We start from the raw sequence: 20,368 nt of genomic DNA, 5'->3' as shown, positions 1-20,368 counted from the left end.
GCCCGGCATAATACTCATCCTCATCACTCTCAAAAAATTTGTAAAGTGGCCTTTCAGCGCAGTGTTGAGCTCATCGATGATTAATTTATTTTCACAATCCTGACAGAAGAATTTTTTTCAGCAGTGATCATTTGCAAGAGATAAACTCCGGCGGGTAAGTCTTTTCCTAAAAAGATCTCTTCGAAATGATTTATTTCTTCAATGACTAAAAGATTTCCTTGCAGATCATAATTTCACAATTTTCATGGAGGAACATTGATCACCCGTTTGCAATTGCAACAAATAAATTCCTGAAGGAAAATTTTCACTAAGAGAAATTATTTCTGAATGGTTTAGTTTTCTATTCACCAAAAGATTTCCTTCCACATCAAAAATTTTCAGCGTTGCTTCTTTTGCATTTTCATTTTGAAGTTGGAATGATTCGGAAAATGGATTTGGAAAAACTGAAATGATTAATGCTTCTGTAATTTCATTTATTGATGTTGAAACCTGGCACAATCCCGTTAGCTGTACAGGCAAATTGCTACCGGTGCCGAAGGTTCCGTTTCCGAGTTGACCAGAGCCATTACCGCCCCACGCCCAAACCGTTTGATCATTTTTCAGGGCCAGGATATGATAAGTTCCTCCTGCGATGGCGGTGATGCCAGTTAGAGAATCAACTATCACGGGAACATTACTATCGGTGTTGGTTCCATTTCCAAGTTCACCAAACACATTGTATCCCCACGCCCGTACCGAGCCGTCATTTTCAAGAGCCAGGGAATAATCCAGTCCTCCTGACATGGCGGTGATGCCTGAGAGCCCAGTCACCTGTACGGGAATATTGGTATCCGTGTTGGTTCCATTTCCAAGTTCACCATGGCCATTGTGTCCCCAAGCCCAGGCCGTGCCATCATTCTTCAGGGCAAGAGAATGCTCCCAACCTCCAGCAATGGCAATGATGCCTGTAAGTCCGCTCACTTGCACGGGAACATTACTGTCGGTGTTGGTTCCATTTCCAAGTTGACCATAGTTATTCTGCCCCCAGGTCCATACCGTGCTGTCATTCTTCAGGGCAAGCGAATGAGTATATCCTCCCGCAATGGCTGTGATGCCTGTTAGAGAACTCACTTGTACCGGAATATTGCTGTCAGAGTTGGTTCCATTTCCAAGTTCACCATAGCCGTTGTATCCCCACGTCCATAAGGTGCTGTCATTCTTCAGGGCTAAAGAGTGATTCCCTCCTGCTGCAATGGCAGTGCTGCCGGTAAGGGAATTCACCTGTACGGGGACATTGCTATCGCTGTTAGTTCCATTTCCAAGTTGACCCCACCCATTGTCTCCCCAGGCCCATACTGTACCATTATTTATCAAGGCAATGGAATGATTTCCTCCTCCTGAAATGGCTGCGATGGCTGTGAGAGCGCTCACCTGCACAGGCACGGGGCTGCTAAAGTTGGTTCCATCGCCTAATTCACCATCGGCGTTGTAACCCCACGCCCTTCCTGTGCTATCGGTGCAAACGGCAAGGGAATGGCCACTGCCACCTGCAATTTTTTGGCTCCAGGAAATAGTTGGCAGCAGGCAGTATGCAGTTTGCAAAAGAACCACCACGTTGATAAAAAACATTGTCCTTTTTCCCCATGATCCTGATAAGCATTGTGGCACTTCTTCATTTTTATTTAAGGTTTTCCGCATTGTGGTAAATTTTTAAGTTAGAGTTTATTAATAGTTACCTGTTCATCATTTGTTTTGATTTTCCCCAATGCATCGGGACTTCACATTTCTGTTTTATTATTTCAATTGTGTTCTGTATTAGTGATTTTGTTTGTAATGGATTCCTATTTAGCTCTTGAACTGTTTTAATGGACTTTTATACAAAAGGCACTTCCTTTATTGAATGAAAATCTTAGTTTGATACATAAAATTTTTATCAATAAGACTGAGCAAATAAATTCCTGAAGCAATACCTGAAAGATCAATCGCCTCATGATCTGATATTTTCCCTTGAGATATAACAGTCCCTTCAATATTGCGGATCAGGTAGGTTTCTTCGTGAACTCCGGCAATGAAAAACAATCCATTTGAAGGATTTGGGAAAACTGTGATCTGGTTTTCCTGTACGGTTTGAACGGTGGTACCTATTCCCGCCGGGCAATTCTTCCATACAAATATGTTGACGAAAAAATTAGAATCTACCGGAGCTTCCCCGTGAAGACTGAAATCACCCAGCGTAGTAGTGTTACCAAAGAAGGAGCCGGCAATATAAGCATGATCATATTCATCAAAAGCTGCGGCGTGAAAAAATTCACCATAAATTCCTCCCGTAATGAATGAAGAAAGATAATTTCCATTGGTATCAAAGTTGGCAGAAAAAATATCCTCACCCCCCACACTTGTTAATGTATCCTGATCAAAGATCATTTCATTCCTTCCCCAGCCGTAAGCTGTTAAGGTACCATTACGGTTTAGGTGAAGTACGGTTACCAGACTAGTTGAGTCAGTAACATGTGAACCCCATTGTTTTGCCCATAATAAGGCACCTGAAGAGTTGTACTTCCCTATTACAAAATTTCCTTTTTCAGGGTGGAATGTTTCCCCTGAAAAAATAGTTGTGGTATCAATGGGGCAGCCGAAATAAATATTACTCAGCGAATCCGTTGTAAGCGCGTAAACATTATCAAATGTTGCCGGACCAATACCACCGTTGATCCACAGGCACGTTCCATTACTGTCAAACTTGGCCACATAGGGAGCGTAGGCATATAAGTCTCCCGAGTTGTTAAGTGTTTGATTTCCGAACTGTAAAATGTTTGAATAGTAACCCGACAAAACAATATTCCCCTGAATGTCTGTCCGTATAGCATAACCCCGTCCATTATTAAAATTTGCCTGAACAACGGAACTCTGAGCCCATAGCACATCACCTGAAGAATCATCCAAATCAGATATATAAATGTTATACTCACCGTTAAGAACAGCAGAACCGGTAAGCGTATAGCTGCCCATGGTAAGTGTTCCTTTATACTTTCCGGTGATCAGAACTTTTCCGGAAGAAGTGTTATAAATACCATAACCTAAAGAGGTAGCGGTGCCTGAAAAAGTTTTTGCCCATAGTACATCACCATCGGTATTCAGCTTCACTACAGCAATACCATAATACCCCGCAGTGTTGAGTGTGATATTTCCAAATGTCGCACTGCTTATGAAGGTGGTAACAAAAAACAACGCCGCGTTGGAATAATTGATAGATGCAGGAAACCCGAAGAAGGAGCCGGGAAAAGCTTTCACCCAAAGCTGGCTTCCGAGAGAATCATACTTGACAACATACATTCCATTATCATTGAGCGTGATATTCCCGAACGTAGTTGGTCCATTGTAATAACCAGCTACATAAGAATTATTTTCTTCATCGAGCGTGATGCCATATGCAGTATTGCTGTTCACTCCTGAAGCAGTATTGGCCCAGCCAGTGCATTGTGCAGCAGCAGTCAAGATAAAAATCATGTGGAGAAGCATGACTAAAAGAGTAATATCTTGTTTTTTCATAGTAATAGTTTTAAGTTGATCGTAAATTTTATTCAATGTCAATGGAACAGATTAACCTTAAACTATTTTAGTCTTATACAAATTTTTCAACCATCGCTACCATTTTATAAAATCAATAGAGTGCGGTTCTAAAGCGGAGCAGTTGGTTACGTTTATATCTTTCAACGGTTCTTTTGCATACGCCTGCTTTTCTTGCAATCTCTTCGTCGCGGATTTCCTCTTTTAATCCATCTTCTATCATTTGCTTAATCATCTCATGGCGCAGCTTGGCGAAGGATACCGGCTCGCTTCCTACTACATTATGCACATGTAAAATAGTCTCACGGGTGAGGAGCGGCAGAATGGTTTTTATAACATCGCGATCCATATTCTTACATAGATTTTATATGGTGCATTATTGAATCAATTGATTTTAAACCCTTCTGGCATCCCCTGCGGAAACCGGGCAAAAATTGCCAGCACTTCTTTACTCATTTGATCTGGGTATAGTGCCTTATAATTGCTGTTTATTGCTACAATTGTTGGAACAACCACAATAACATTAAGCGGAAAAGTATATGCCGAAATAAGGCCATGTATAACGGTTGTGAAGGGTAAAGCTACTGCCCATGCAGTAAGTGCACTGCGGTTATTTACCGCCTTGGAAATTAAAAGCTTTATGTGGCTACAAGAATCGAGAGGCATCTTCGTTAATCCCTGCTCACAATTAAGAATAATTTCCTGATTAGTTACCGCTATCAATTCCCCTCGCAAAGGACGTTTCTTTTTGTTTTCCAGATACACAATAGCCACCGTTCCGGTCACTTTTTCAGGAAGTATGGCAGGTTTCGTTTTTGAAAGCGAGAATTGTTTTTGCGTGCCGCAGGAATTAAAAAGGAATATAATCATGATAATACCAAATGTTCGTTTTAGGGCCAATATTTTCCTGCCTTTTTCTTTCGGTTTAATTTTCATACTACCGTTCTTTTTTATTATTTACATTACTTTCGATCCCCAGAAAGTTGCTTCCATCTGAGGTTCATGCTCTTTGTACTCTACAGCGAGGTTGCGCCATGTTTTTTCATCCCCATCTATCATCCGCTTCAGTTTTAAAAGATTTTTTTCTTTCCACCAGGTAGGGCGCATCCATTCCAGGTAATAGCCTTTACTTTGAACGAAGAGTGCATAGTCGTGTACCTCAGGCAACTGGTACTTTAGCTCAAATACGGTTCCGGGCAGTGAACACGTTCTTTGTTCATCATCGGAAAATAAAGATGCCCGCTCCACCTCGTCTAGCTCACCATTTTTTAAAACAGCTTGAGGGATAAGTTCTTCCGGCCTGCGTGGCCCGATGATTTGAGTAACTGAAACGTTATCAATTCTCCAGTATCCTTTGGCCATTACTAACTTAATTTTGAGATTAGAAGTGGTTGATTGATTGTGGGGTATAGGAAGAATAACGGTGTTACGTGCAATCGGACCCACTTCAAACACGCTATCCATAGCCATCCATCTCTGGTTCAGATCATCCCAAACAAAAGCATTAATGCTTCCAAGCCGCGCTTGAATGTGCTTCGCTTTTACCCGTTGATCGGGATGCAATTCCAAATCAGTCAGGATATCACCAGCGTCATTTCCCATGTAACCGAGCATTGAGTAAAAAAGAAACGTTGTAACCAGTGTTTGACGAAAGCTGATCACTAATCCCTGATGTTTCAGAAAACTATTTCGTTTGAAATTCAAAATCATTTCTTCCGTCTTACCCAAATCAAAAGAATCAGTTTTTGAAAAATATTCTTTGCCATCAAATGCATTTACTAATGCAGTAACATCTGAATCTCCGGCAATTGCATACTCAGAGGCATGCTCCTGATTACAGGCAAAAAAATTATTCTTGTTATCGTGAAAAATCTGTTCACCGGGCTCTCTCTTCACCGCCATCAGATGAACATAATTTACAGCATGAGTTTCAAGCGCTTCATTTTTCATTAGCAATGAAATGTTTCGCGTGTGCAATTCATCATTGTGTAATTCATCGAGGTCAGCCTGTTCCCAGGAGGGAAGAATGGAGCTTGAAAATCCTTCCGCGCGCGCGCTCATAATACCATTGTCACCGGGTAAGTAAAAGGTAGGGCAAGAACCAAAGCATGCTTTAGGGTTGATGAGACAAAAAGCCAGGCCAGCTACATCAAATGCCGTTAGAATGCCCAGCGCAATTTTTATCCCTTTATCAAAGGATTTAACCTGCGCATTTGTCTCAAACAATACGATGCTATCAACCGGCATATTGAGTGCTCCGCTGTTCACCAATTGACGGCGCTCGTTAAATACGGTGCCTTCTCCCAGCAAGTGCGTGCGATCTTCTGTAGTGTTCCACGGCTGGTTGAATACGTATACATAACCGTTGCGGCAATGTGCTTTAAGTACAATCCGCTTTACGGAATCAGAATATAATAATTGGTTTACAGAACTGTATGTTTTCTTGAAGGCAGGATTGAGATAAAAGGAACATGCAGTGAAGGCTAAAACAGCAACAAGCAGCATAACTTTTAATGATTGTGAAGCTTTCATAAAGAGTTTTTCAAGTTAATTTGGTTTAAGTCTAAAGAGACAGTTAGCTTTTGCCTGTTTACTTTCTCAATACAAAACTGTTTTAATGCAAGCGGCCCCAGCTGTAGTCAACAGAATGTCACCATTTTTCCTTTAGCTTATCACCAGTTTGCCTATTGCAATCACTTTCTCCGTTTGTAACCGAATGAAATACCGCATTTCAAAATGGAACATGATCATGGTACAGCCACACAATCCTTGCTCTCTTCTCCAGCCTCGTAATTTAATTCAGCGCACTTCTTTTTTGCATCGGCATAAGAACTGGCCATCACTATTGTTGTGTCCGTTCCGGTATCTGTGCCCCCGAATTCCCAATCAAGCGTAGTTATTTCGCAACTGCACTTATATGGCATGAGGGGTTGTTCTTTTTCTTCACAGGCAAAAAATGTAAGGATCACAATTATGACGAGCATGTGAAATTTTGTTTTCATAAAATTTGATTTTGTTGCTCTATAAAAAAGACTTTGCAGAGAAATTTCATTCTTGAGTAACTGGATTCAGTTTGATAAATAAATTTCCTTACTTATCAGATCTTATTTTCCTATCGGGATCAAATAACCTGCAGATAGCGAGAATACACGGTTATGGGCAGCATCTTTAACCTCCATCTCAGGATCGCTCTTTTCTATATTGCCCAAGCCAAATTCATAGCGTGCATCAAAAGTGATGTCGCCGGGACCAGTTTTTAGAAGAAATCCTGTACCACCAACAATTCCATAATCGAATCGCTGAAAAGTAGAATTAATATCTTCAGCCTCCATTTTTACACGCTCTTTTTGGCCATCCAATGTGGCAACTGCATTGGCCCCTGCTAAATAAGCGGCATATGGACCGCCATTAACGCAAATTTTAACAGTTTTAGTTTTGAAAGTTCTTTTAAGAAGGACCGGCACTTCGAGATAATTCATATTTAACCTTGAATCAATCCAGGCATCAGGAATACTTAATCCTTTTTGAGTAAAAAGCAATTCAGGCTGAATGCTCAATTGTTTTGAAACCGGAATGTTCATAACTCCACCCGTAAAAAATGATACTATGGATTTCGCTATTCGATTTTCAGATGTGTCTTTAAAATGCACAGAAGATAAATTTCCTCCGCCCTTAAGTCCGAGGGAGATTTGCGCATTTGAGTGTAAAGTGATTGCCATAATGGCAACGATAATGGTTATAATTGTTCTCATAGAAATGGTTTTTTTGCTTTATTGATTATTGGTTAAATAAATCTTAATTAGGTTTTAAGAAAATTTAAGTCAAAGCTAACAGCGTGATATACCTTTGTCAAATGGCATTACGGGGCAGTTTTTGGGACGTTTGGAAGAAATTACTACAATGGACTACCCAACTCGTAAGCCCGCCGATTCTTGCGGCAATACATGGGCTCGATTAAATAAATTAGAAATATCTGCCATAATTAATTGATATATTGGTAAGAATTACTAATAATTTTTCGCCCCTGATGAAAGAAAATAATAATCTTCAGAAAAATCTTTTTGCAGCAATTAAATCCAAGTTGCCGTCGCATCTTTCATTGCCGGCAGAAGTAGCTGAGGCGCTCAATATCAGTAACGATAGTGCTTATAGGAGGATACGGGGTGAAATTTCAGTTTCACTGGAAGAATTGAAAATGCTTGCCGATCATTTTCATTTCTCCATTGATCAGCTTTTACAGCTTAATGAGGAGACCTTGCTGTTTTTTGGAAAAGCAGTTGGTCAGCAGGAAACCGATTTCCTCCATCACATGCAAACAATCTCCGCTCATTTAGAAACCATCACTCAATCGCATGAAAAATCTATTTTTTGCTCAGCTAAGGATGTTCCTATCTTCCATTATTTTAATATTCCGGAACTAACTGCGTTTAAGCTGTATTTCTGGATGAAGAACATTGTGGCTGTTCCTTCCCTGAAGGAAGTGAAATTCAGAAGTGATTTTGCTTCATCGTCATTTCCGCTTGTTGCCCGCATGCTGGAGCTTTATAACCGATGTCCGAGTACGGAAATCTGGAGCTATGAAACCATTACAAATGTTTTACGGCAGATCGACTTCTGCTATTACACAGGCTGGTTTGAAAAGAAGCAGGATGCACTTATGCTTCACGACCAGTTACTAAGACTGATTCATCACATTCAACAGCAGGCAGAATTGGGCAAAAAATATTCAATCCAGGCAAATAAGTCAAATGCCATAGCAGGGTATGAAATGTATGTAAATGAAGTGGTGATCGGCGACAACAGTTACCTGGCGATTCTTGATCAAAAAAAGTTAGTCTTCCTTAATCATGCCGTAGTAAATTATATTATGACTGGCGATGATCATTTTTGTGAGATTACGGAGATCTATTTTTCTAATTTAATGAAAAAATCGGTTCCGATTAGTTCTGTAAACGAAAAAGAGCGCAGCCGTTTTTTCAATTATATGAGGGATGCGATTTTAAAGCAACGGGAAAGGTTAGAAGTCCAATAATAATGTTCCAATTATTTATTCTGAATTAGAATAAAGCAGATACGACTTATTGTCGCAACGGTCTTCATGCTACCTTTAAGGCGGTTAAATGAGAGGTACATTGTAATGGTGTTCTTGCTCAGCGATGGTTTCGTGTATATTTCAGAATTCATTCACGGTCACGCCGAGTACTGCTGAAACAAATCCAGCGCAGCAATGCGTTACTGCTTTTTTTTGCAAGGAAAAATACGGTCACTATGCTTCACACCGTTATTTCATCTCAACATAGAATTGTTATTTTACACTTTAATCTTTTACTTATGAAATTTTTAAGATTTTTTTCACTCATTATAGTTTTGTTTTCTCCGGGATTACTGGTTGCGCAAAATGAATTTCCTGCAACGGACCTTTACCTGATAGATATAAAAATGGTGAAAGGGCTGCCAACATTTGGCGAGGCAAAAAAAATAACTGACTGGAAAGGGTACGATAACCAACCTTCTTTTACCCCTGATGGAAAAAGTGTTCTTTATACTTCCGTGCGTGAAAGCGGGAAAGCAGATATTTTCCGCTACAACATGGAGGAAGACCGGACTACTCCGGAAATAAACACTCCGCTTACTGCAGAATATTCACCTCAGTTAACCCCGGACCGGTTAAATATTTCTTGCGTGCGTGTAATGGAAGACGATAGCACTCAAATACTTGTTAAGTTCAGTAATAAGGATGACAATGCAACCGTGCTTTTCCCGAAACTGCAACCTGTGGGCTACTATTGCTGGGCAACCAATGATGTGGTAGCCATGTTTGTATTAGGTGATACTTCAACGTTACAGCTCGGAAATGTGAGAACAGGGCAGATCAAAATTGTGGGGAAAAATATAGGACGTTGTCTTCAAAAAGTGCCAAACCGTAACGCTTTTTCTTATGTCCAGAAAAGTGATGATTCCACGCAATGGACCGTTCATACCCGCGATGCTATTTCCGGTGCCACTGCAACCGTGGTAAAGTGCCTGCCCGGTACAGAGGATTACTGCTGGCTGCCGGATGGAACCTTGCTTATGGGTAACGGCTCCAAGCTCTATAAATTCAAGCCCTTTTTGGATAAAAACGGCTGGGTTGAGGTGGCCGACTTTGCAGGCACCCCTGTTGCTAAATTTTACAGGATCGCGGCAAGCCTGAAAGGCGATAAGCTATGCTTAGTATCATATTCCGGGGAAAAACCATAAATAATATTTGCAGACAGCTCCTGATTTTGCGGATATTTATATACTTGTTACGAAGTAAAATTTAATGCTGATAGAAATTCAAAAATTTTTTATTCAGCTTTCTAACACGGGTGTCCCAGTTGCCAAGGTGAACCCAGTAAGGAAACGGATCTTTTAACAGATTATAATTTTTGTCACGAATAACCAGGGCATCTTCCATGGTACCTCTGGTGGAAGGCTCCTGGCTGGTTTGTGTTTTATCCTGCGGTATCTCCTTTTCAAGCATTCCTTTTTCTGCAATTAAGAAATAATTTTCATTCAAAGTTATAGCAGGATCTGCCTGCATGCTGTCATTCAAAAAATATCCTGATCTTCGACTTGCCCTTGCCGCATCACTTGAATCTGAAAGAAAAAAATAAACAGGACAAAAATTGAAATTCCTTTTGAATGCACTTATGATCTCCAGGTTTTCTTTTCGCTGCCGCTGAAGAATAATTTCTGCCGCTTCATTCTTATCCTGTTCCTGAAGCATGGTAACAGCTTTGGTGCGCATATCCAGGCGCACGAGTAAAGCACCTTGTTTTAATTGCCTGATAATATATTTCGCACTTTCACTTTTCGACATTAGGGAAGGATCAGGATACTGGGCTGCTGAAACCAGACTAAAAAAAGAAAGGCCGATATACATAAAAAGCGATCGTACAGGCATAGGAATATTTATAATCGAAAATACATTATACACCACATTTTTATGTACTTATTACTGAAATGTGTTTTTTAGAGTATACAAAATTAGGCAGGGTTGTCCATTTGAAAGGGAGAGTTTGTACAGAGGCAGACAGGGAGCTTTTTGCAGTGTATAAAAAAGTATTTTTGCATTCTTTTTAAACCTGATAAACATGTCACTTTTTGAGAAGCATAACGAAATTCTTGACCGGGCAGTAAAAGCTATAAGAGAGCGCAGCTTTTATGCAGCCTATCCGGACAATCCGAAGGCTTTTAGTGAAGATGCCCCGGCACAGGGATTAGAAACATTCCAGGGGTTACTTAATAAAAATTTTGACCTGGAAGCACAGCGCTCGCCTTTGCACTGGTTAGGAGAAGAAGTATCACCATATACTAATGAGCCGCTCGGGGTTCTTTATCCCGTATACAGCGTTGAAGACCTGGTCTCCAATTCTAAAATTGCGTTTCACACATGGCGAAAAATTTCACCTTCTGAGCGCGCTGGTTTATTGGTAGAATCGCTCGAAAGGATGAAGGCGCATTTCTTTGATATTGCATCTGCCACGCAGCACACTACCGGCCAGTCATGGATCATGTCATTCCAGGCATCGGGGCCGCACGCAGCAGACCGGGCACTGGAAGCAATTGCTATGGGCTATGCAGAGCTTACCCGGTTTCCTGAAAAAGTGATGTGGGAAAAACCGATGGGAAAATCTTCTGTGAGATTAGAAAAAACCTTGCAGCCGGTTCCAAAGGGAATCAGCCTGGTAATAGGGTGTTCCACCTTTCCTGTCTGGAACTCCCTACCGGGAATTTATGCCAGCCTGGTTACCGGCAATAGCGTAATTGTAAAACCTCATCCCAGGTCCGTTTTACCTATTGCCATATGCGTGTCTTTGCTTCAGCAGACATTAGCAGCAAATGGCTACGATCCTTCCATAGTGCAACTGGCAGCAGATACTTCTTCCAGTCAAAATACCAAAGAGATTGCCTCACATCCTTATATAACATTGATTGATTACACCGGAAGTTCTTCCTTCGGAAATTACATAGAATCACTTCCCGGCAAAACTACTTTCACGGAAAAGGCCGGCATTAATGCTGTGATCATCGATTCGGTAAAAGACCTGGATGCAGCGCTGCAGAATCTTGCCTTCTCCGTTTCTCTGTATTCGGGGCAGATGTGCACGGCGCCTCAAAATTTTTTTATTCCTGAAACAGTAAGGGCAGGCGACCAGGTTCTGTCTTTTGATGTGGTGGCTGCGAAGCTGAAAGAGGCTATAAGCGGGCTGGTGAGCAACCCGAAGATGGGCTCAGGAGTTTTAGGCGCCATACAAAATGAAGAAACACTGGAGCGGGCACAGCACACCGGAAGCAGAGGCAAGAAAATCTGGTTAGAGCCAATGGCTGTAAAGAACGATGAATTTTTAAATGCAAGGACTATTTCACCTTTATTGATGGAAGCAGATTCTGCGGACGCACAGCTGTTTGAAAATGAATTATTCGGACCTGTTTCTATAGTGATTAAAACAAAGAATACGGTGGAAGCATTACGGCTTGCAAAAGAACTGGCCGCGGAGCATGGTGCCATTACTTGTGCTGCATACACTACTAATGACTCTGTGATGAAGATGATCTGTGATGAGATGAATGAAGTGTTTGTACCGGTCACATTTAACCTTACCGGACCTTACTGGGTGAATCAGCATGCGGCGTTTTCTGATTTTCATGTAACCGGGGGAAACCCAGCCGGCAATGCATCGCTCGTTAATCCCGAGTTTGTGATCAAGAGGTTTGTGTGGGTGGGAAACAGGAATATGATAGCTTAAGATACTTTGTTACCGCAAGTGATTATTGCTTCACCACTTTTTCTGTTTGTAAAACATTTCCTTTTTCATCCCTAATGTTTATCAGGTACATTCCTTTTGGCAGATTTGAAATATCAATGGATGCATTATCTGAAAACTGCTGCTTCAACACAACATGCCCGAACAGGTTTAAAATATTGACAGTTGCATTATGGATGTTTGTCGCTTCAATATGCAGTTGATCGGTGGCAGGGTTGGGGTAGATATAAAATTTAGCCGCTTTAGGCGATATATAATTCGTATTGGTAATAGTTGAATATTCAGCTATATTATTTACAGTTTTACCATCATTCGTATTTGTAAAATTACCACCAGCTATGACACTCCCTTTAAAAGGAATAAGATCATGTACAGTTCCACTTGTTGAAAGATCCAGATCGAACCAATGATTTCCATCCCAACGGGCTACTCTATTTCCAATATACACACCATAAGTTCTAAAGCCTCCCCCAACATACAAGCTACTATCTTTAAATAATAATGAAAGTACTCCTCCTAGCAGACCAGCTCCTACAGAATCCCAATTTGCCCCATTCCATTTTGCAATATTCTTTGCAAAGCGATTTCCTGCCGAATCAAAGACCCCTCCTGCATATAATTCATTTTTATAGATTTCAATAGCTGACACAACAGCGGTAGACTGTGTCCAGGTAATGCCCTTACCAAGTGAGAACCAATTCTTTCCATCCCAACCGGCAATATTGTTCATTGATGAGTCTCCGGCCTTATCGAATATTCCTCCTACTATTAGATTCCCATTATAAATATTCATAGAAGTAATATACTGTCCTTGTATGCCTATGCCAAGGGACTGCCATTTTTCTCCATTCCATCGGGCAATTTTATTTAAGGGATGATCATCATAGTCTGAAATAAAATCACCACAGGCATATAATTCACCATTATAAACTATAAGATCTCTTATTTTCCCATTCAATGAACTTACTCGTCCGACAATACTGGTATCATAAAGTTTCAATATTCTTCCGAATGGATCGGCAATGAGAATGGTATCATCATAATTCAAAAGTTTCGTATATTCTCCTTCATAGTTTGTGTCTATCTCCAAGCTATTCCATTCAGTTCCATCCCAAAAGGCTATGCTGTTTGCAGGATTATCACCTGCATAAGAAAAATTACCTCCTACATAAAGGTAATTATGGGTGGAATCGAAAACCATTGTATTGATATAGGCACCTACAATCCCGCTACCTATTCCCACACCCAAAGGGATCCAAGTCTGGGCTACGGAGGCGTATTGAAAAAATAAAAAGCTTAAAAGGAGTAAAAACTTTTTCATAATTTCATTCTTTAACTACTTTCCCCTTCTTCAAAACCTTTCCTATTCCATCCATAATATTTACCAGGTACATTCCTTTTGGCAGATTTGAAATATCAAACAATCCGTTATCTGAAAACTCCTGCTGCAACACAACCTGACCTAACAGGTTTAAAATGGTAACGGTTGCATTGTGGATGTTGGGTGTTTCAATATGCAGTTGGTCGGTGGCGGGGTTGGGATAGAAGTCTAAGGTTTGGTTATGAGTGATCGATGGTGAAGAAGTAGCAATTGCATTTTCAAGCCGCGCAATATGGTTGGCATCTACGTCACCGGCTCGTGTAAAAATTCCTCCGACATATAAATCATTATCAAAGAAGTTCATGCAAAATACCGGGTCGATTTCACCAAAATCTAAATCTGACCACTCACTCCCATTCCAGTATGCAACTCTATTGGCAGCACACTTACCGCTTTTATTCATCCCAAACCATCCGCAGGCATATACACCATGCTTCCCATCTGAAAACAAATCCACCACTTCGTCACATAATCCATCCATCGGATGCCATGTTACTCCGTCCCATTGCGCTACATAATGAGCTGTGCTATCACCTGCGTGATCGAATAATCCACCGGCAATAATTGTATTATTGTAGACGGTCAAAGCTTCAATAATACCTGAAGTTTGAAACTGGTTATATTTTGTTCCACTTCCAAGGCTATGCCAAGTATTTCCATCCCATGCGGCGATGTCATGTGCAACCGAATCACCAGCTTCAGTGAATGAACCCCCAACAATTAACTGATCATTATAAATACACAGATCATAGGCATTATATACACCTCCGCCTACTATCTCCCATTTCTTTCCATTATATTTTTTAATGCCTCCGAAAAAACTTCCTGCTGCAAAAAGAGTATCATGGTACATCATGAAGGCACGTACCGCGCCGCCTACACCTGGCAAATCCTCGAGGAATTTATGATTATGAAATCGCCCTATACCATGAGAATTAGAGTAAAGCACAGTGTCATGAAGCATATAACTGCCGGTCACAGGGCCAGAAATAGAAATATCGCCGCTTTCAACAGTATGCCATTCTATTCCATTCCAAATTGCTAAGTATCTCGATACCGTATCTCCAGCATAATAAAAATCACCACCTACATATAATAGATGATTAACGGTATCTTCAGAAAAGGTATTCACCTTAGCATAGTCATTCTTATGTTCCGCCGTTACACCATTTCCTAATGGAGCCCAAACCTGAGCATAGATTATTTGAAAAGCTAAAAATTGAAACAAGAAGGAAAGTATCGTTGTCTTCATCTATAAATTTATTGAAATCATTCTGAAGACCTTAATATGGATCAGAAGTTTAACGGAAGAAATTAAAGTAAAGCTATTAGCTATTCCTTTAATACTTTTTCGGCCTTCAAAACATTTCTTCTTTCATCCATAATATTTACCAGGTATATTCCTTTTGCCAGCGTCGAAATGTTAATCGATGCGTTATCGGAAAACTGCTGCTTCATCACAGCCTGCCCGAACAGGTTTAAAATAGTGACGGTTGCATTGTGGAGGCTTGATGCTTCAATATGGAGATTTATAGTATCCGAAAAAAGGGTTAGAACAGTTGACTTATCAAAGATGCTGTCTTTTGCTTGTACTCCGTTTTGCAGAGGTGACCATACCTGAGCATAGGCTATTTGAAAAATTAAAAATTGAAACAGGAAGGAAAGTATTGGTGTCTTCATCTATAAATTTATTGAAGTCATCCTGAAGACCTTAATATCGATCAATAGTTTAATGGAAGAAATGCGGAATAAAACTATAAGCTATTCTTTCACCTCTTTTCCTGTTTGCAAAACATTTTTCCTTTCATCTGCAATAAGCAGAATCTTAAAATTTTTCACAATGGGTACGTTTACAGGTTAGTGGTGGCAACATTAGTAAAGTAAGAGCTGAAAATTCTCAGAAAGTTTAATATGAGCTTAAGGAATTATTCGTCTGGATGCCTGGCGCGGTTTATTTCTCAGAAGCTTTTAGGAAAATCGATTTCGAGTTGTTTGCATATCTCTTTGCAGAGAAATTTATCAATGTCGGTATGTCGGGGAACTGTGGTTTTCCTCTGATTAGAGTTATTCTTGTAAATATCGTGGTTTGCCCCATGATGGTGAAAGAAACAATTATGATCATTCAAATGCCTGATGAACTTTTTATGCTTCATGAAATTGACAGCGTAAGTTCTTCAGTAGATAATGCTGAGGGTTCAATTCCGCTTTCGGTTCTCAAATCATCATAATAAGTATTCAGCGCGTCAAGAATATTCATTCTTAAATTTTCTTTCGTTGTGCCCTGAGACATTACCTCCGGAATTTCTTTGATTTTACCTACAAGGAACCCGTCTTCGCCCTGATAAACCACGAGAGTTAACTTCATATTGAAATTTATTTTCAAAGTTACCGGAATTTTTTCAGTGCAGCAGGTTGGATTAACCCCTAAGTTCAAGCTTAATTCGGATCTACATCCACCGCCACATCCACACTTCTATACAAAGTATTTTCTCCAAGCTTTAGCAAGTTTTCCCGGATCAGAGATTTAATATGAAGTATCAATGCACCCGAACGATCCAGCTTGACCAGCAACTGAAAGAGGTATAAATTTTTAATGCGGGACACTGATGGCACCGCCGGACCCAATACTTTTTTTCCCAGTTCTTTCTGTAATGCATCACCGATAATGGTCGCAGCTTCCCAGGCTTTCTTCTTTTCTTTATGTTTAAAAAGTAATTGAATCAGCCTGGAATACGGCGGATAAAAAAACTTTTTCCGGTGGATGATTTCAGCATTATAAAAACCTCTGTAATCATGATTCACTATGAGCTGAAGCAGTGGTAAATCCGGCTGCATGGTTTGTATAGTTACATTTCCGCGTTTCTTTTTTCTTCCTGCGCGCCCACTCACCTGCGACATCAGCTGAAAACCGCGTTCAGCACTTCTGAAGTCAGCATAGTTAAGCAACTGGTCTGCATTCATTACCCCGACAAGAGAAACATTCTCAAAGTCAAGCCCCTTGGTCACCATTTGCGTCCCCACCAAAACCTGGATTTTACCTCTCTCAAAATCACTGATAATTTTTTGATAACCGTGCTTTGCCTTGATAGCATCCAGATCGAAACGGCTGATGATGGTACCGGGCAGAAATAGCTGCAACTCCTCTTCAATCTTTTCTGTTCCGAAACCTGAAACGGTGAGGTGGCTGCTGCCGCATGCAGGACATTGACGGAATGAATTTTTTCTATGGCTGCAGTAGTGACATCGCAGCTCATGCTGAAATTTATGATACGTCAGGTGCACATCACAATTGGGGCACATGGCAACCCAGCCGCAATTTTCGCATTGAAGGTAAGGAGCATATCCCCTCCTGTTTTGAAATAAGATGACCTGTTCTTTTCTATCCAATGCAGCTTTCATTCCATCTAATAGCTTACTGCTAAAATGCAAATGCATTGTTTTCCTTTTCTTCTCCTCTTTCAAATCCGCCATGGCAATTTCAGGCATCTCTATACCGGAGTAGCGCTCCGTCAATTCTGCAAAGCCATATTTTTTTTTGTCCGCATTGTAATAGCTTTCGAGAGAAGGAGTGGCGCTTCCTAAAATAGTTTTCGCATTAAACAATGAGGCAAGATAAATCGCCGCATCTCTTCCATGATAGCGTGGTGCAGGATCATATTGCTTGTAGGAAGAATCATGCTCTTCATCCACTATTAATAGCCCTAAATTTTCAAAGGGAAGAAACAAAGAGGACCGCGCGCCAATGATGACCTGGTATTCACCATTCAGAAGCTTGTTCCAGATCTCTACACGCTGGGCAGTATTGAACCTGGAGTGGTAGATACCGATTTTGCTGCCAAAATATTTTCGAAGCCGGTCAATGATTTGTGAGGTAAGCGCTATTTCAGGAAGGAGGTACAGGACTTGCTGATCCCTGGCCATTACCTCTTCCATGAGCTGCACATAGAGATTTGTTTTTCCACTTGCAGTTACTCCGTGAAGAAGTACCACATTTTTACTTTCAAATTCTTTCCTGATCTGCTGCAGTGTTGCGGCTTGTTGCGAAGAGAGCTGAAAGGCTTCACTTTCTGTATTTGGGTCGATTACTCTTCCTATTTCTCTTTTATGCTGAAACAATATTTTTTTCTTTACCAGTACGTTCAAAGCTGCATTTCCTGCTTTCGATTTTTCGATAAGATCAGATTTAAGAATTTCACGGTAGCCCTTATCATTTTGCAGGTTACAGAGATGAATGTATGCCATCAATACCGCCAATTGCCCCGGTGCCTTTTTCTCCAGCTCATCGAATAATGATTTTAATTTTTCATCATTTGCTGCATCGGGATTTAGACTGATCCACGTTTCCATTTTAGGGTGATATCTTTCAATGAGTTTTTCTTTAATCGTGATTATATTTTTTTTAAGCAATGATTGAATAACAGGATAAACCGTTTTCTGAAGTAGGATTTTGCTTACCTCATCTATGCTGAGTTCATGCTCCACTAACATCGCTTCAGCCACTAAATATTCTTTGTCTGAAAGGTGGCTGAAGTCAGCATTTTCCCTTGGATTCTGCTCTGAAATGGAGGAATGCAAAATAATACTGGTTTCACTTTCTAGCCTGAAACCTGATGGCAGCGCAGCATTCATTACATCACCCTCGGCGCACACATAATAATCTGCCATCCATTTCCAAAAGGTAAGCTGCGTTTTAGATACGATAGAATATTCGTCCAGCACAGAAAGGATGGGTTTAATCTTGTATTCTTTAGGAGCTTCATTATGAATGGTTTTTATAATTCCCGCGTATATCTTTTTTTTCCCGAATTGAATCTCCACTCTTTTTCCAATAGCAGCTGTGTCTTCAAATTCTTTTGGAATGCCATATGTATAGTTTTTTTGAAGTGATAAGGGAAGTATCACTTCTGCAAATACTGTAATATCAGTTTCAAATTCTTCTAGCTGCATTTAATTAGAATTCAGATCATTTAAAAACCTTCAAGTTATCAATCACCAATTGATATGCTGCAATTCTGATTTGTTTACCATTTAGATTAATTTATTTGTATTCTTTAAATCTTTCAAAAAAAAACGAAAACTGTGATCAGCAATGTTAATGTTACTTAATGTAATTTTTCTACAGTAAGAATATTAAGGTTATTCACTTTTACGGTGTACCAGCCAGGGTGAGCATATTGATCAGGATGAAGCCGGTAATTGGTAAGGAAATATTTGCAGGAATCATATGGCAATTCATGAATACGGCTTCGCTCTGCGGGTGACAGCCAGCTTAAGTTATAATATCCGGGAGCATTTTGCCAGCATGCTTTTATTTCGCGGCTTTTATCGTGCTGTACTAAATACTCTAATGCTTCACGGTAAGAAAGTCCCCAGTAATCAAGCTCGTAATTTGTTCCAACATTATTTCCTGCAAGTGCGTTGAAGTATACATATTCATGCGGATGATTTCTAATCATGAAAGAAGCCACATCCATGATTTGCCAAATCAAGAGAAAAAAGAAAGAAACTTTAATACTTAGAAAGATCAAAGGATGTTTACCAGATGGAAACATCCATATTTCGCGAATGCCGAAAACAGCGATAAGTAAAAACGCCGGGTAAATGAAAAAGAGATGACGCCACTCATCATAAATGGTGGAATGCAATAAAACCACCATCAGCCAGGGGATGAAAAGCCAGGCAACTAAAAGAATAATTTTCCAATGATGGTTTAGAAATGCGACCGACTTAATACCATTAAAAACTATTAAACTAATTCCTGCTATAAAAACCACCTGCCAAAACAATGGAATAGTAATTCCCATCCACACCGGAATATAATACCATGGCACTTCCAGAGGAGAAATCATCTTACCCATAAAAAGCATGCGGGTGTCAAAAGGATAATGGCTCATTATTGTAAAAGCATCCATTGCATTTGTAATCGGTTCTTTCCATAGCACCGGATAAAAGGCATAGGAAAAAATTACGAATAACAAAAAATACCAAAGCAGGTATTTTAAATTCCGCAATTCATTATTCCTAAAGATTAAATTCCATAAAAAAAAAATTACAGCAAATGCAGGCACAATGATTCCAACTACTCTTAGACCCAATAAAAATCCGGAAGCAAGCGCAAACAGAAAAACATTTTTAAAAGAGGGATGATCCAAAAATATTACCATACAATAGATGCTGATAATAAAAAAGACCATCAGCGGAATATCTTTTGAATTATAAAAAGCATGTGCGAAGATCCTTGGCGTTAAATAGAGCATGCCCACAGGCAATAAGCTAAGCCAGTGATTGATAAATATTTTTTTTGCCAGCAGGAAAAAAAAGATAGAGCCAATCCAGAAAATAAGGTAATTTATGAAGTGCCGCGAATGGTAAATAGCAGCCCCTGTTTGCAGGTGAAATATTTTTTCAGGAACTGTTAAAAAAACTTCGTAAGCAGCATCGTGGAATTTATTTATGAGGTGTAACAGCGAATCATTTTCACCCTGTATATAAGCCCATGTTGCCAGACCCAGATCCCGCTGAACGGGCTCATCATAGGGTATTCCATATGTTTTGTATGATATGATACCAATAAGTAATGCAGCAGAAAAGAATATGGCGGGGATTAACTTTTTAGAATACAAAACGATAAGGAAAATTGAACCATAAG

At 40.1% G+C, this 20,368-nt stretch carries 19 protein-coding genes; 3 read left to right on the top strand and 16 right to left on the bottom strand.

Annotation, left to right across the window (positions count from 1 at the left end):
- Positions 1 to 80 precede the first annotated feature (80 nt).
- The 8 genes from H0W62_13075 to H0W62_13040 all read right to left on the bottom strand — a co-directional run bounded on the left by H0W62_13075 (position 81) and on the right by H0W62_13040 (position 7,298).
- Positions 81 to 224 carry a T9SS type A sorting domain-containing protein gene (locus H0W62_13075; GenBank protein ID MBA3649462.1) on the bottom strand — a complete coding sequence of 48 codons (144 nt, stop codon included), beginning with the start codon at positions 222 to 224 and terminating at the stop codon, positions 81 to 83.
- A gap of 1 nt (position 225) precedes the next feature.
- Positions 226 to 1,677, bottom strand: coding sequence for a T9SS type A sorting domain-containing protein (locus H0W62_13070; protein ID MBA3649461.1), 1,452 nt, complete (start codon positions 1,675 to 1,677; stop codon positions 226 to 228).
- 195 nt (positions 1,678 to 1,872) lie between these two features.
- Positions 1,873 to 3,528 (bottom strand): T9SS type A sorting domain-containing protein, encoded by a 1,656-nt coding sequence (locus H0W62_13065; protein MBA3649460.1) that lies wholly within the window; start codon positions 3,526 to 3,528, stop codon positions 1,873 to 1,875.
- Positions 3,529 to 3,640: 112 nt separating this feature from the next.
- Positions 3,641 to 3,895: a hypothetical protein gene (locus H0W62_13060; protein MBA3649459.1), complete on the bottom strand. Its 255-nt coding sequence runs from the start codon at positions 3,893 to 3,895 to the stop codon at positions 3,641 to 3,643.
- 35 nt (positions 3,896 to 3,930) lie between these two features.
- Entirely contained in the window at positions 3,931 to 4,482 is a 552-nt protein-coding gene (locus H0W62_13055; GenBank protein MBA3649458.1) for a hypothetical protein, read from the bottom strand.
- A gap of 21 nt (positions 4,483 to 4,503) precedes the next feature.
- A complete protein-coding gene (locus tag H0W62_13050) occupies positions 4,504 to 6,078 on the bottom strand; it encodes a hypothetical protein (GenBank protein MBA3649457.1) in 1,575 nt (524 codons plus the stop codon).
- Positions 6,079 to 6,293: 215 nt separating this feature from the next.
- Positions 6,294 to 6,530, bottom strand: coding sequence for a hypothetical protein (locus H0W62_13045; GenBank protein ID MBA3649456.1), 237 nt, complete (start codon positions 6,528 to 6,530; stop codon positions 6,294 to 6,296).
- Positions 6,531 to 6,650: 120 nt separating this feature from the next.
- Positions 6,651 to 7,298, bottom strand: coding sequence for a PorT family protein (locus H0W62_13040; protein MBA3649455.1), 648 nt, complete (start codon positions 7,296 to 7,298; stop codon positions 6,651 to 6,653).
- Positions 7,299 to 7,573: 275 nt separating this feature from the next.
- Between H0W62_13040 and H0W62_13035 the strand changes: the two genes are divergently transcribed.
- Together H0W62_13035 and H0W62_13030 are read left to right on the top strand one after the other, a co-directional pair.
- Positions 7,574 to 8,578, top strand: a complete 1,005-nt coding sequence (locus H0W62_13035; protein ID MBA3649454.1) for a hypothetical protein — start codon at positions 7,574 to 7,576, stop codon at positions 8,576 to 8,578.
- Positions 8,579 to 8,877: 299 nt separating this feature from the next.
- A complete protein-coding gene (locus H0W62_13030; GenBank protein MBA3649453.1) occupies positions 8,878 to 9,786 on the top strand; it encodes a PD40 domain-containing protein in 909 nt (302 codons plus the stop codon).
- Between the two features lie 61 nt (positions 9,787 to 9,847).
- Here H0W62_13030 and H0W62_13025 read toward each other — a convergent pair whose 3' ends face one another.
- The gene (locus H0W62_13025; GenBank protein MBA3649452.1) at positions 9,848 to 10,474 is read right to left on the bottom strand and encodes a hypothetical protein; all 627 of its coding nucleotides are present in this window, start codon (positions 10,472 to 10,474) and stop codon (positions 9,848 to 9,850) included.
- 190 nt (positions 10,475 to 10,664) lie between these two features.
- Between H0W62_13025 and paaN the strand changes: the two genes are divergently transcribed.
- Positions 10,665 to 12,320 carry a phenylacetic acid degradation protein PaaN gene (gene paaN / locus H0W62_13020; GenBank protein ID MBA3649451.1) on the top strand — a complete coding sequence of 552 codons (1,656 nt, stop codon included), beginning with the start codon at positions 10,665 to 10,667 and terminating at the stop codon, positions 12,318 to 12,320.
- A 22-nt stretch (positions 12,321 to 12,342) separates the two neighbouring features.
- Here the strand turns inward: paaN and H0W62_13015 are convergent, their stop codons facing one another.
- From H0W62_13015 to H0W62_12985, 7 genes are all read right to left on the bottom strand, one after another.
- Positions 12,343 to 13,659 carry a T9SS type A sorting domain-containing protein gene (locus tag H0W62_13015; protein ID MBA3649450.1) on the bottom strand — a complete coding sequence of 439 codons (1,317 nt, stop codon included), beginning with the start codon at positions 13,657 to 13,659 and terminating at the stop codon, positions 12,343 to 12,345.
- A 4-nt stretch (positions 13,660 to 13,663) separates the two neighbouring features.
- On the bottom strand, positions 13,664 to 14,971 hold the full coding sequence (locus H0W62_13010; GenBank protein ID MBA3649449.1) for a T9SS type A sorting domain-containing protein: 1,308 nt from the start codon (positions 14,969 to 14,971) through the stop codon (positions 13,664 to 13,666).
- Positions 14,972 to 15,051: 80 nt separating this feature from the next.
- On the bottom strand, positions 15,052 to 15,399 hold the full coding sequence (locus H0W62_13005) for a T9SS type A sorting domain-containing protein (protein ID MBA3649448.1): 348 nt from the start codon (positions 15,397 to 15,399) through the stop codon (positions 15,052 to 15,054).
- A gap of 278 nt (positions 15,400 to 15,677) precedes the next feature.
- Positions 15,678 to 15,872 (bottom strand): type II toxin-antitoxin system HicA family toxin, encoded by a 195-nt coding sequence (locus H0W62_13000; GenBank protein ID MBA3649447.1) that lies wholly within the window; start codon positions 15,870 to 15,872, stop codon positions 15,678 to 15,680.
- Positions 15,869 to 16,084 (bottom strand): type II toxin-antitoxin system HicB family antitoxin, encoded by a 216-nt coding sequence (locus tag H0W62_12995; GenBank protein ID MBA3649446.1) that lies wholly within the window; start codon positions 16,082 to 16,084, stop codon positions 15,869 to 15,871. The genes H0W62_13000 and H0W62_12995 overlap by 4 nt, the downstream gene beginning before the upstream one ends.
- A gap of 71 nt (positions 16,085 to 16,155) precedes the next feature.
- Entirely contained in the window at positions 16,156 to 18,666 is a 2,511-nt protein-coding gene (priA, locus tag H0W62_12990; protein ID MBA3649445.1) for a primosomal protein N', read from the bottom strand.
- Between the two features lie 155 nt (positions 18,667 to 18,821).
- Positions 18,822 to 20,342 carry a glycosyltransferase family 39 protein gene (locus tag H0W62_12985; GenBank protein MBA3649444.1) on the bottom strand — a complete coding sequence of 507 codons (1,521 nt, stop codon included), beginning with the start codon at positions 20,340 to 20,342 and terminating at the stop codon, positions 18,822 to 18,824.
- Positions 20,343 to 20,368: the final 26 nt, after the last annotated feature.

The sequence above is a fragment of the Chitinophagales bacterium genome (assembly GCA_013816805.1).
Taxonomy (GTDB): domain Bacteria; phylum Bacteroidota; class Bacteroidia; order Chitinophagales; family UBA10324; genus MGR-bin340.
This window is presented reverse-complemented; position numbering and strand designations above follow the sequence as displayed.